The 13,001-nt window shown below is 35.9% G+C and carries 11 protein-coding genes and 1 pseudogene (1 of these 12 running past the window's edge); 4 read left to right on the forward strand and 8 right to left on the reverse strand.

The genetic code is table 11. The features are described 5' to 3' along the window. Positions 1–127 precede the first annotated feature (127 nt). Positions 128–1,858: an adenine deaminase gene (gene ade / locus IGL30_RS10950; protein ID WP_088775335.1), complete on the forward strand. Its 1,731-nt coding sequence runs from the start codon at positions 128–130 to the stop codon at positions 1,856–1,858. Between the two features lie 115 nt (positions 1,859–1,973). Here ade and trmB read toward each other — a convergent pair whose 3' ends face one another. The 4 genes from trmB to IGL30_RS10970 form a co-directional block, all read right to left on the reverse strand. After that, a complete protein-coding gene (gene trmB, locus IGL30_RS10955; RefSeq protein WP_088775320.1) occupies positions 1,974–2,627 on the reverse strand; it encodes a tRNA (guanosine(46)-N7)-methyltransferase TrmB in 654 nt (217 codons plus the stop codon). Positions 2,628–2,765: 138 nt separating this feature from the next. Continuing rightward, positions 2,766–3,548 (reverse strand): phosphotransferase family protein, encoded by a 783-nt coding sequence (locus IGL30_RS10960; RefSeq protein ID WP_010720902.1) that lies wholly within the window; start codon positions 3,546–3,548, stop codon positions 2,766–2,768. 179 nt (positions 3,549–3,727) lie between these two features. After that, positions 3,728–4,939, reverse strand: coding sequence for an ABC transporter permease (locus tag IGL30_RS10965; RefSeq protein ID WP_088775319.1), 1,212 nt, complete (start codon positions 4,937–4,939; stop codon positions 3,728–3,730). Further along, positions 4,932–5,669, reverse strand: coding sequence for an ABC transporter ATP-binding protein (locus IGL30_RS10970; RefSeq protein WP_123875162.1), 738 nt, complete (start codon positions 5,667–5,669; stop codon positions 4,932–4,934). Before IGL30_RS10970 ends, IGL30_RS10965 begins: the two co-directional genes overlap by 8 nt. Before the next feature lie 135 nt (positions 5,670–5,804). Between IGL30_RS10970 and IGL30_RS10975 the strand changes: the two genes are divergently transcribed. The 3 genes from IGL30_RS10975 (at position 5,805) to IGL30_RS10985 (ending at position 7,757) form a co-directional block, all read left to right on the forward strand. Continuing rightward, positions 5,805–6,239, forward strand: a complete 435-nt coding sequence (locus IGL30_RS10975) for an HIT family protein (RefSeq protein WP_010720905.1) — start codon at positions 5,805–5,807, stop codon at positions 6,237–6,239. Beyond that, entirely contained in the window at positions 6,232–6,570 is a 339-nt protein-coding gene (locus IGL30_RS10980) for a YtxH domain-containing protein (protein ID WP_010720906.1), read from the forward strand. The genes IGL30_RS10975 and IGL30_RS10980 overlap by 8 nt, the downstream gene beginning before the upstream one ends. A gap of 176 nt (positions 6,571–6,746) precedes the next feature. Further along, a complete protein-coding gene (locus IGL30_RS10985) occupies positions 6,747–7,757 on the forward strand; it encodes a peptidylprolyl isomerase (protein ID WP_123875160.1) in 1,011 nt (336 codons plus the stop codon). 175 nt (positions 7,758–7,932) lie between these two features. Here the strand turns inward: IGL30_RS10985 and IGL30_RS10990 are convergent, their stop codons facing one another. From IGL30_RS10990 to IGL30_RS11005, 4 genes and pseudogenes are all read right to left on the reverse strand, one after another. After that, positions 7,933–8,148: a hypothetical protein gene (locus tag IGL30_RS10990; RefSeq protein ID WP_010720908.1), complete on the reverse strand. Its 216-nt coding sequence runs from the start codon at positions 8,146–8,148 to the stop codon at positions 7,933–7,935. 151 nt (positions 8,149–8,299) lie between these two features. Then, complete coding sequence (locus IGL30_RS10995; protein ID WP_010720909.1) at positions 8,300–9,244, reverse strand: 3'-5' exoribonuclease YhaM family protein; 945 nt, start codon at positions 9,242–9,244, stop codon at positions 8,300–8,302. After that, positions 9,228–11,947: pseudogene (locus tag IGL30_RS11000) on the reverse strand (AAA family ATPase). The gene IGL30_RS10995 and the pseudogene IGL30_RS11000 overlap by 17 nt, the downstream one beginning before the upstream one ends. Further along, positions 11,944–13,001: the 3' portion of a metallophosphoesterase family protein gene (locus IGL30_RS11005; RefSeq protein WP_088745263.1), read on the reverse strand. Its footprint extends 163 nt past the window's final position; the window shows 1,058 of its 1,221 coding nt (coding positions 164–1,221); its start codon lies beyond the right edge, outside the window; its stop codon occupies positions 11,944–11,946. Before IGL30_RS11005 ends, IGL30_RS11000 begins: the two are co-directional and overlap by 4 nt.

The following is a 13,001-nucleotide window of genomic DNA, read 5'->3' on the forward strand; positions in this document are numbered from 1 at the left end:
ATCCCCTCCATAAAAAACATACGTCTTTTTTCTAATACTATTTTATTTTTGTATCATTAAATGCTAAAAGATGGGCAAAATCCGAATTTATGTTATACTATTAAAAATTTATTTTGGAGGGAACATGGTGGAATCATTACGAACAAAGCATATTTTAGTCGCTGGGAAAAAAGAACCAGCTGATCTGGTAATCAAACATGCACAAATCGTCAACGTTTTTACAAAAGAAATCCTAACCGGTGATGTTGCGATTTGTGACGGTAAAATCGTGGGGATCGGTCAATACGAAGGCAAAGAAATCTATGATGCAAAAAATCAATACCTCGTACCAGGACTTATTGATGGGCATGTGCATATCGAAAGTTCACTTTTATCTCCAAGCGAGTTTGCAAAAATTTCTTTATTACATGGCGTCACCTCGGTAATTACTGATCCTCATGAAATAGGAAACGTAGCAGGGAGTATTGGGCTTGATTTTATGATTGAAGATGCCCAATCCGTACCAATGAATATTTTTATCATGCTGCCATCCTGCGTTCCTGTAACACCTTTTGAAACAAGCGGCGCAGTGCTAGACGCCCAATCATTCATTCCTTTTCTTGATCGTCCTGAAGTGTTGGGACTTGCTGAAGTGATGAACTACCAAGCTGTTGCAAATAACGAAAAAACCATCATTGATAAATTACAATTGATGCATGAGAAAAATATGAAAATCGATGGTCATGCAGCTGGTATTCAAGGAGATGAGCTAAACGTCTATTTGACGGCTGGTATAAAAACCGACCATGAAGCGACTAACGCACAAGAAGCAAAAGAACGTCTAGCTTTAGGGATGTATTTAATGATTCGAGAAGGGACAGTTGCAAAAGACCTCGAAGCACTCCTTCCCGTTGTAACACCAGAAAATTCACGACGTTGTTTATTTGTCACGGATGATAAACTGATCGATGATCTGGTTGCAGAAGGCTCTATCGATCACATCATACGCCAAGCAATCCATTTAGGAATGGAACCATTACAAGCTATTCAAATGGCCACACTAAACGCTGCCGAATGTTTTGGCTTAAGTCAGCTAGGCGCCATCGCACCTGGCTATCAAGCTGATTTCTTTTTAACCAATGATTTAACGACTCTTCCAATCAATACTGTCTTTTCTAATGGAAAAATCGTGGTAGAGAATGCACAATTGAATCTGGAACAATTTCCGAGACAAAAAAATACTTATGCTCAAAAATTACCAAAAATGGATGTGAAACCATTAACGGTCGATTCTTTTGCTTTACCACTTTGTACTGAAAAAGCCCACATGATCGAAGTCATTCCTAATAGTTTATTGACCAATGATTGTCTCGTAGAAGTAGACACAAAAAACGGTGTCTTTGTTCCTTCAATTGCCAACGACCAACTAAAAATTGCTGTGATCGAACGTCACCATCGAACAGGAAATGTTGGCGTTGGGATCGTTAAGGGATTTCAACTAAAGAAAGGAGCTCTTGCAACAACTGTTGCGCATGATTCCCATAACATCGTCGTGGTGGGAACGAATGACGAAGATATGTTAATAGCAGCAAACCAATTAATCAAAAAAGGTGGCGGAATGATCGCTGTTGCAGATGGTCAAGAGTTGGCTTGTTTACCCTTACCAATCGGTGGCTTAATGTCTCAAGAACCTTTTTTAGCTGTGAATGAGCAGTTAGTTTCCTTAACTAAAGAAGCACATTCGTTAGGTGCCAGTCAATCATTCGATCCATTTTTAACACTTTCATTTTTAACATTATCTGTCATCCCCGAATTAAAGATCACAGATAAAGGCTTATTTTCATTTTCTAAATTTAACTTGATTGAACCTTCTATATAAAATAAATACGAAAATATTTTGTCCTACAATTTTTCCTTGCTCGAACAGCTGCATCTACAACCAAAAAAGCAACCGAAACAAAAATGTTTCGGTTGCTTTTGATTAAATGAAGTCATTATTTCTTCGTTTTATCTGGAAATTGAGCTTCAACACGATAGATTCTTTGACCTCTTGAAGAAAATTTTTCTTCGTATTCAGTCATGATATTTCCTTCATATTTACTTTGATGTAAATCTAACCATACTTGTTTGATGATCATGCCGTATTGAGAAAAACTAGCTAATGAATATTCAAATAGTCCTTGGTTATCTGTTTTAAAATGGATTTCTCCTTTAGGGCGTAGAATTTGTTCATCCACCGCTAAAAATGTATGATACGTTAACCGGCGTTTTTCATGTCTTTTTTTAGGCCACGGATCAGAAAAGTTCAAATAGATTTGATCAATCTCACTATCTGCAAAATATTCCGTCAACGCTGAACCATCAACATGCAATAGTTTTAAATTTGGTAATGGTTGTTCAATTAATTTATCTAAAGCAATTGATACAACGCTGACTTGCATTTCTACCCCGATATAATTGATTTCAGGATGAGCCTTAGCCATTCCTGTGATAAACTGACCTTTTCCCATACCAATTTCAATATGGATCGGCTGCTCATTGCCAAATAGTTCTTTCCACTTACCTCTCCACTTGGTTGGTTCACTTATTACTAGATCTGGATGCGCTGCTAGCATTTCAGCAGCACCTGGGCGATTACGTACACGCATGAAAACTCCATTCCTTTCTTTCCTAAAAAAATAAAGATCAGACAAGTGATGTTCTACTCTTCTGATCTTAACTCTGAATAAATAATCGACAATAAATGCTTTATTCGTACACCGTACTCATTCTTTTTGACTCTTTGCTCAACCACTAAAAATTCTTTTCAACTGTAAGATCTCTTCATTCATTCGTCGATGATCTTCACGCTGACAATATCGGGTAATCTCTTGTAAAAGATTCATCGCAGCATACCAATGTAATTTTTCTAATATCTCATCCGTTGGGCGAATCCCATAAGTAACGAGCCATTGATTCCAATTAGATAATGGAACATAATTCCCTAAAATCGTGGCAATATCCACCGCTGGATCAGCAAACATAATTGAATCCCAATCAACTAGATACAAATAATTTTTGCACACTAACCAGTTCCGATGATTGACATCTCCGTGTACAACTGCAAAGTTCTCTTTATCCATCTGTGGAATTTGTTGACGCAAAAACTGGTGAACGATTTGTAAAAATCGATTCTTTCTGAGTGTCTCAGGTAACTCCAGTTCATATTGTTGCAACATTTTTTCTGGTGTCATCACTCTACCACCGATCCGAGTCAACATCGTTTTAAGTGAAGCAGAATGATGCAAATGATACAAGACATCAATAACATCATTTCGCTGGCCGATCTCGGTCGGAGTTAATAAACGTCCTTCTAGCCATTCCTGTGCTGTTAAGGTATCGCCATTTCCTGTCCGTTTCGTCCATACCAGTTTTGGTGTAATTCCTTCTCGGGATAGTGCAGCAAGCATTGGAGTCGTATTGCGTTTAATAAAGACCTTATCTTCATCGCGCATGCCTATGTATGTTTTTCCCGTATCACCTTTGATTGGGCGTAAACGCCATTCTTGGTCTAACTGAAACTCCATCATGCATTCTCCCGTCCTCTAAACTCTATGATTTGCAGTACTTATTATTCTAGTCGCCTAAGCCCCGAACGTCAAGCACATATACGTTCTTTTTTCCTGTATTCCTCTCTAAAAAACCATCTTTTATCAAAAAAACGAGAGAAAAAGCAAATCTGCCTTATTCTCTCGTTTTTTCACCTCTTTTATTCGTTCATTTTCTTGATCCGAGTCGGTGTATAGATTTTAATAAACAAACCGATGACGATCAAATAACTGATAATCGGTATAAGTTTGTCTAGCCCATTTAATACGATCGCACCAATCAATCCAAAAAGACTAGCGGCAATCAGCAAAAGATTTAACAATAACTTTTGCAGCGCAACTTCTTTTTGCTTTTCCGTGATTGGATAAAGTTGGATAAGTGTCATGTAACGAAATTGATTGTATAAAGGAATCACTTGGAATCCGATCAAATAGATAAAAAGCGCACCAATAGCAGTTATAAAATAAACATCTTCAATACCTGCAATCAAGATACTTCCAATCAACACTAAGCGTAAGAAAAGACCACTGAAATCAGAACCTCTAATAAATCTTCTGACATAAAGATAATAATAAGTATTATCTTTCGTTTTCTTCGTATGTTGAAGCAACGGGTCTAAATACCTTCTTCTTTTGACTTTAGAAGTGATTTCCGGCACATCAGTAAAAAGATTGATGAATTGATAGATTTGATGTAAACGTTGCTCTTCTTTTTGTATCATTTTTTCCCAATCCAACCGATACGTCATATTTTTCCATAAAAACCAAAAGTAAATATTTAATTGAATCAACATAGCTAACAATCCAAGCCAGAGCCATCCATAGACCGTAAGCAACAAGATCAGCAATGTCGAAAGATACCAAGAAGCTTTCCATACCATCAATTTTTTCTCTTCAATTCGGAAAAGCTCCACTCGTTTGATTTGTAGTTGACTACTCTTCAATCCCCAGAGAATCAGTAAATAAACGAAATAAAAAGAAAAAGGCTGCCCGGTTGTCACAACCACGAGGGGCATTGAAAAGCCACAAGCTAGTCCTAAGAACAGAAAAGGAAATAGACTGGAATAAAGAAAAGCTCGTTGGAGATACTGATGCATCTCCTTTTCTTTCGGTAGTAGAAAAACCAGATCGGCCGCTTGCGTGAAAGTGGCAAATTTACCAAAAAACAAACAAATAAACCAAAAGATCGTAAGGATAATCCCACCCATTTGAAAAGGAGTCGTTAACGTTTTTAACCAGTTTGAATAGTAAAAGCCGACTCCGCCAAATAGAAATAAACAAACCAATACAAAATGATCATTTAGTACATAACGCAAATACTTCATCATTTTTTTCTGGTGTTTTGCTAATCGCAATTGAAAGAAATTATTCATGATCCTGCTCCTTTGTCAAGGAGATATAAATTTCATCCAGTGAAGAATCAGGTAGTCGGAATTCCTCCTGTAAGTCTTTTAAGGTTCCATCTGCACGTATTTCTCCATTGTGCAGAACTACAAAACGATCACAATATTTTTCTGCCGTAGCTAAAATATGCGTAGACATCAAGATCCCTGAACCTTCATTTTTCATTTCTACCATTAGTTCTAAAAGAGCATTGATTGCTAATGGATCTAATCCTAAAAAAGGCTCATCAATAATGTACAAAGAAGGCTCGATCAAGAAAGAACACAAGATCATCACCTTTTGTTTCATCCCTTTTGAAAAATTGGCTGGCAACCATTCCAAACGATTCTCTAAACGAAACGTATGTAACAATTTCTCAGCTCGTTGCATCGCTATATCGATTGGAATATCATAGGCCATCGCAGTCACTTCGATATGTTCTCTTAAAGTTAGTTCTTCATACAAAGAAGGCGTTTCAGGTATAAAACCGATTTGTTTTCGGTATTCTTCAGTATTTTTTTTCAAACTCAGATCATTAATCGTGATAGATCCTTTTTTTTGTTCTAAGAGGCCAATGATATGTTTGATCGTTGTACTTTTTCCAGCGCCATTTAAACCGATCAATCCTACCATTTCGCCAGGCTGTACACTAAAACTAATATCTTTTAAAACAGGTAGATGTCCATAGCCACCTGTTACATGTTCCACAATTAGACTCATAATTTTTCCTCCGTCGTTCGATTGTTTTTATTATACCATGAAGAAAACGAAGTCAATTTATTTTTTTTCATACAAATCTTTGAACATATGGTAAAGTTAACATAAATAATATTTTTGATGGAAAGGATGTTTCCTATGGAAAACTGTATCTTTTGTAAAATTATTAAGCAAGAAATCCCTAGTTATAAAATCTACGAAGACGAAAAAGTCTATGCATTTTTAGATATATCCCAAGCGACAAAAGGACACACACTAGTTATTCCAAAACAACACGTTTCTGATATTTTTGAATATGACGAAGTACTAGCAGCTGATGTCTTTTCACGTATCCCTAAAATCGCTCGTTCAATTGAAGAAGCTTTTCCTGAGATGCAAGGACTGAATATCTTGAATAATAACCGTGAATTGGCTTATCAATCTGTATTTCATTCACATGTCCATTTGGTCCCTCGCTATAGTAAAGAAGATGATTTTTCGATCCACTTTGGTAACCATCAGTCAGAATATAGTGCGGAAGAATTGCAACAAATTCAACATACCATTGTAAAGCAGGTGAAGAACATTGATTAAAAACTTTTTAAAAGGAATCGTTTTTGGAACGACCGTTGGAGCTATATCCGGGTTGTTATTTGCTCCTAGAAGCGGGAACGAAACCAGAAAAAAATTGATCGCTGAACTAGACGAAGCAACGGAATTAACAAATGATTTAAATAACAGTCTTAATAATTTCAAACAAGCATTAGTTGACACAAAAGAAACAGCTAATACTTTGATCCCCGCTTTTCAAGAATCAATGAAAAAAGATATTGAAAATTTTAAATTTCAAGCAGAACCAAGAATTGCACAAATCCAAGAACAAGTTGAAAAATTAACAAATGATTTGCCACAAGACATGCAATAATGCGGAATTTTATAACACTTTTGATTTTAATTTTATTGTTTTTTTAATTTTTAGTTAGGAATGTGATCAAAATTTGAATTTTATTTGAAACTATCACGAGAACGTTTTTATTAATAAATAGATATGGTATAGTTATTATTGTAAGAATAATAATAAATCACAGGAGAGCAATTTTAATGAAAAAGAAAAAAATAATTTTAGCTGCAACTAGTGCGCTAGCTGTATTAGCATTAGCTGCTTGTTCAGGTAGTACAAATAAAGACATCGCCACAATGAAAGGCGGAACTATCACGGTTGAAGATTTTTATAATGAAGCAAAACATACGCAAAACAACCAACAATTAGTTCAAAATATGATTATTTACAAAGCCTTTGAAAATAAATATGGCGATAAAGTAACGGATAAAGATGTCAATGCTGAATACAAAAAGAATGCAGAAACTTACGGTGACACCTTTAAATCACAATTAGAAGCAGCTGGTTATACAGAAGACTCATATAAACAAGCACTTAGAAGCAGTTTAGTATTAAAAGCTGGTATAAGTGCTAACGTCAAAGTGACAGAAAAAGATTTAAAAGAAGCTTGGAAAACTTTCCATCCAGAAGTTGAAGCACAAATCATTAAAGTAAGCAGTGAAGATGAAGCAAAAGAAGTGAAAAAATCAGCAGATGATGGAACTGATTTTGCGAAACTGGCAAAAGAAAAATCAACCGATGAAGCAACTAAAAAAGATGGCGGAAAAATCAAATTTGATTCTCAAACGACAGATGTTCCAACTGAAGTGAAAGAAGCAGCCTTCAAATTAAAAGACGGTCAAGTATCTGACGTTATCTCAGCGACAAATACAACTTCATACTCAACAGATTATTATGTTGTAAAAATGGTCAAAAACCAAAATAAAGGCGATGACATGAATAAATACAAGAAACAATTAGAATCAATCGCCCGAGATACAAAAGAAAGTGATCAAGACCTACAAAAAGAAATTATCGCTAAAGTATTAAAAGAAGAAAATGTAAAAGTCACAGATGATGCCTTTAAAAATGTATTAACGCCATTTACTATGGAAACAGCTAATACCAATACATCTGAGTCTAAAACAAAATCAACAAAATCTTCTGAATCTAAAACAACTGAATCAACAAAAACTTCTGAATCATCAACAACTGAATCATCAAGCAAATAAGATGAAAAAAACAGACCTATCCTGGTCTGTTTTTTTGTTGACGCTATAATTTCTAAGAAGGATCGTAATTTCCACCTTATTTTTTATAAAAGATAAGCATAGATTAAAACACCAAAGTAAATGATTGACTTTGATGTTTTTTCGCTACCTATTCACTTTGACAAAGAGCTGTTTTTTAGTAACTGATTCTGGTCATCAGTGTAACGATCGTTGCAAACATAGCAAAAATACAAATAAAGACGCCCGTAGTCGTTAAAGTAATCAAAGCAATCTTGGATTTGTTTCTCAATTTATAAGCCATATACAACAAACATACTGAGAAGAAAATTCCCAATACCCAGAAAAATAGCGGATCTCTTTGAACGCCAAGAGATTGGATATAATGATTCATTAACTATTTTCCCCCTATTAGTAAAACGGTTTCTCATCTGACTACAATCTTACACTATTGTAGATTTTTATCAATAACAAAATAAATTTTCCAATAATAAAGACACGTAGGCTCACAAGTAGTTCGTGTTAGGCTACGTTCCTTTAGTTATCTATAGTTCTTTGGGAACATAGAAACTACGATTTTCCATTCCAAAAATCCGTTCAGTGTATTTTCCAGGTTCTGTTTGACGAATCGACGTCAACATCATTTGCATTGAAGCATCGAGATTATCGATCTGATGTAAGATTTCTGCTTCCATGATACGTGGTCGAACCGGCGATCCGTATTCTAATAAGCCGTGATGTGCTAAGACCATATGTCTTAATACCAAAACATCCTCATCTGCTTCATTTATTTTCAATGCGATACATGCTCTCGTGATCTCTTCATCTACTAGTACCAAATGCCCCACTAGATTACCCGCTAAAGTATATTCCGTACTCATCGGTCCAGATAATTCAATCACTTTTCCGAGATCGTGTAAAATGATTCCTGCGTATAACAACGATCGATTCAATTCTGGATATTCATCAGCAATCGTTTTACCTAAATGCAACATAGTCAATGTGTGGTAAGCTAATCCACTTGCAAAAGCATGATGATTCCGTTTTGCTGCGGGAAATTCAAAAAATTGCTTTTGATATTTATTTAGTAAATGACGGACAATCCGATTCCAATGAGCATTTGTTATATCAAATAATAATTGATTGATTTCTTCTTCCATTTCTTCTTTTTTCAAAGGAGCCCTTTCCATATAAAAACTAGGATCACTTGGCTCTTCAAGTTTAGTCAATCGCATATGCAAAATCTTTACTTGTGGGTTTCCTTGATAGATTTCCCGCTTCCCACTTAAGAAAACAACTGTCCCAGCAGTAAACTTGTTGATTTCTTCTTCAGAAGCATCCCAATATTTGCCATCAATCGTTCCAGACGTATCTTGAAAAGTAAATGCAATAAATTTTTTTCCGTTTTTCGCAACTCTGACATCAGCATTTTTAATTAAAACAAACAATTCAAATTGTTCATCGACAACTAATTCACGAATTTTTTTCATTCTTTATACATCCTTTAATATATTCACAGATTGTTGAAGCTCCTGATAATAGCTTACCATTTCTTGGTCAGAAGAAAAACAAATAACTTGATAATTTTGACCGAAATCAGCTAACAATTTGGCTAATTGATATTTTCTTTGATGGTCATAATGCAACCAACCGTCATCAATGATAATTGGACAAATCGAACGTTTTGATTCTAACGATAGATAGGCAAAGCGCATGGCCATAATCAGTTGATCTTTCGTTCCTGTAGATAATTCATAAATGGGAAAATCAGTTACACCGTCTGTTAGCGTCAAAGTATCATTTCTCAATAATATCTCTTGGTAATGATTTTGTGTTAAGACTCCTAAATAGTGACCAGCAGCTTTTAACAATTGTGGTAATTGACGTTCACTCATTTCTGTAGACAGATCCCCTAAAAAAGTCCCAGCGACCATTAGACCGCCCCAATGTTCCATCAGTTGTTGCAGTTGTGCTCTCAATAAACTTTCTTCTTGGTACATCTCATCCAACGTACCATCTTTTTGTAATTCCTCGATTTGGATCTTTAACCGCTGACGTTGTTCGATCAATTGTTTTTCTTCAAACTGATACTGCCGTTGTTTCTCTTGATTATGATACAGTTCAGTACTTAATTGCTCCCGTGTCCGTTTTTTTGGAAAAAGTGGCGCGAGAATCTCATCCAACTCTTTTAGTCGTTGAAGTTGTGTTTTTGTTTGTTGCGCTTTTTGCAAATAAGCAGCTACTTCGGATGGATAAGCAAGTCCGACCTGTTCCATCTGTCCGCTATAGTGTTCGATCAAACTTTTTTGTTTCTTTTTCAATTGGTTGATTTCTTGTTTCAATAGTGTATTTTGTTGATAACTTCTAGCGAATTTCAATTGTTCCATTTCTTGGATGAAGTTCGTTAAAAGCACCATTTTTTCAGCGATTCCTTTATCTTGTAACGGTAACCATTCCTTAATCAATTCAAACTGACGATCAAGCTGTACCAACTTTTGTTGAATCTCATTTGCTCGTTCTTGTTTCTTGATCAAGCGGCTATACAAGTCTTGATAATCGGATACTTCATGCCCATATTCCTTCATCGCTTCTAAGGTATTCATCGTTCCTAAGTGATGGACCTTTGTAAAATCGAAAGCTTTTTGTTGGATTTTTTGTTGTTCAATTACTAGCTTGTTTTTACTTTGATTAATCTCTTCGATTTGGGCTAACGTATTGTCTAATTGTCCCAGTTTTTCTTGCCACTTACCTTTGATTTCTGATAAATCACTTTTCTGACCATTCAGTGATTTCCTTTCATAAAATGAATACCCCAATGTACCTAAGGCTAATAAAAAGACTCCTAGTTTCCAAGGCATTGGTAGGAAGATCCCCACCACAAAAAAGAATCCGCCGATAATAGCAAACGGTGTTTTGTTCTTTGAACGAACTTCTGAAGGTGCCGACTGTAATAATTCTGGATGTGTGGCTTCTAATTGGTTGATCTCCGCTTCAATCGTCCGCTGCTGCTCTAAGACGATTTCTGATCTGATTGATAATTGATTGACTTGTTCTTTCAACAAACGATTTTCAGAAAATAGTTGTTGCCACTCTTCAGTATGCAAAAATTCTTGTGGCTCTTGTGTCCGTTGCCATTGCCAGCTTTGTTCTAAAATTTTTAATTCTGAATCAATTTCTCGTTCTTCCACTTGGAGTCTTTGCCATTCATTCAGCCAATGTTCGATTTGTGTTTGCTGTTGTTGCAATTCTTTTAGTACTTGCTCTTGTTCCAAATAGAAATAATATCGTGCCGACTGTTGATCCATTCCGCTATGTTTTTCTAAAGTAGCTTCGAGCTCATCTAGGCGTTCCGTCATCTGCTGATAGCGTTTAGTGAATTCCTCTAAGTCTAAAAGCAACTGTTCTTCAGGAACTTGTGGTAAGGTATTGGCTTTAAGTGTTTGCCACTCTTCGTATAAAGAATAATTCAGCTCTTGCTGCTTGATCTGAGAAATTTTTTCGTTTATCTCTTGGAGTTTTTTTTGTAGCTCTCTTTGATCTTGATTGTAGGCTTGTTCTTGTCGAATGAGTTCACCGAAAAAAGATTCCTGCTCTTGTTTTTGATGGACTCTTTCTTGAAGGTTCTTCCACTCATTCAATTTCTGATTGATAAGCAGTTTCTGCCCTTTTTTCTTAAAAAGCTGTTGGGCTTGGTGATAATATTCTTGTCTTTTTTGAAAAACATACGAACTACCCGTAATCCCTAATGAGATCAGTGCATCATGTAATTCTTTTTCTCGTAGATGATCTAGTTCAGTTAACTGTTCTTGTTGAAAAGTAAAAACCTGCTGAAATAAATCCTTTGTTAGTGGAGAAAGTAATTTCTCTAATAATTCATCACTTCCCTGTTGCTCATTAAAAAGGACTTTGGATTTCCCACGATTTTGCTGTTTGTAACGTTCAACTAGTATTTCTCCATGAACTGGATGTTCTAACCAAATTTTCCCACCATAGGCAGCCCCATCTTTCGGCGTATAGTCTTTTTTCTTCTTTCCTTTTGAAGGGAAGCCAAATAATACAGCCTGAATAAATTGGTAAATCGTTGACTTGCCTGCTTCATTTTCACCGTAGATCAATTGATTTCCAGAAATAAAATCAAATGTTTTTTGTCTCCACTTACCAAATGCAGCTATTTCGATTCGAAGGATTCTCATATACTTTCCTCCTCAAACACAAAATCTTGCTCCAGTATTGCCTTGGCTTTAGTCAAGGTACCTTCCTGATATTCAGGTAAATCATTCATCAAGCGAACCGCATCAGGATGACTGTACATCTCACCTAAAATCTGATGGAAATCTTCACTTACCCGATAAGTTTCAAAGAGTTGGTCAACTAATGTCTGTGAGACCTTCAACGATACTCGATTCATTCTTTCATCTTCCTTAATAGATATACGCCAAATAAGTAAATTTGTAGATAGGTTGGCTATTTTTTCCATTAAATACTCAAGTAATTCGCCAGAATAGATTCGATCAATCACTTCTTGGTTCAAGTGATGATACTCTGTTACCTTTAAATCTAACAACGTCAGTTTTGGATTTCCCATAGTTAACTGCTCTTGGATCACTTGTAACACGTCTTGCGTAGTCCGAGCAGTTTTTAAAGACACGGTCTTACTCTCCCAGTATACTTCTGCGACCTCTAGCGGAATCGTCTGGCATTCACTGGAGGTCAATTCAACCAATAAAACATTTCTAGCTGTCTGCTCTTTTTGGGTATGGCCTTGAGGTGCCCCTGGATAATTCATTGTTTCTTTTTCGTTTAAAGACATTGGCACATGGATATGTCCTAATGCCCAATAATCATAGCCTTTTTCCTGCATTTTAGACGGCTGAAAAGGTGCATAGTTTCCCCGCTGATTGCTCCCTATTTCGCCATGATACAGACCGATATGATAATCCACTGAGTGTCGTAAAGGAAATTCAGCAACTTTATCTCCCTGTATCCACTGGTGTAAATAACTAAACCCGCTGATGGCGACCTTTTCCCCTTTTTTAGATAAAAATGTCTTTGTTTCTACCTCTTCCGAAGTAAATAAATGGACATTTTCGGGAAAAGTAAACCAGTAGCGCTCTGATTGATAATAATCATGATTTCCAAATGTCAAATAGACAGCAATCTCTTTTTCATTCAATCGTTCGATTTGATCAAAAAAATGTTTTTGAATTTTTAATGAAGGACGATTTTGATGGAAGGTGTCTCCCGCAA

The sequence above is a fragment of the Enterococcus sp. DIV1089c genome (assembly GCF_050530965.1).
Taxonomy (GTDB): Bacteria; Bacillota; Bacilli; order Lactobacillales; family Enterococcaceae; genus Enterococcus_B; species Enterococcus_B hirae.

Bases quoted from the DNA above. Each gene is read 5' to 3' on its own strand.
- trmB (WP_088775320.1), bottom strand. From the start codon at position 2,627: ATGCGTGTACGTAATCGCCCAGGTGCTGCTGAAATGCTAGCAGCGCAT.
- IGL30_RS10960 (WP_010720902.1), bottom strand. From the start codon at position 3,548: ATGATGGAGTTTCAGTTAGACCAAGAATGGCGTTTACGCCCAATCAAA.
- IGL30_RS10965 (WP_088775319.1), bottom strand. From the start codon at position 4,939: ATGAATAATTTCTTTCAATTGCGATTAGCAAAACACCAGAAAAAAATG.
- IGL30_RS10970 (WP_123875162.1), bottom strand. From the start codon at position 5,669: ATGAGTCTAATTGTGGAACATGTAACAGGTGGCTATGGACATCTACCT.
- IGL30_RS10975 (WP_010720905.1), top strand. From the start codon at position 5,805: ATGGAAAACTGTATCTTTTGTAAAATTATTAAGCAAGAAATCCCTAGT.
- IGL30_RS10985 (WP_123875160.1), top strand. From the start codon at position 6,747: ATGAAAAAGAAAAAAATAATTTTAGCTGCAACTAGTGCGCTAGCTGTA.
- IGL30_RS10990 (WP_010720908.1), bottom strand. From the start codon at position 8,148: ATGAATCATTATATCCAATCTCTTGGCGTTCAAAGAGATCCGCTATTT.
- IGL30_RS10995 (WP_010720909.1), bottom strand. From the start codon at position 9,244: ATGAAAAAAATTCGTGAATTAGTTGTCGATGAACAATTTGAATTGTTT.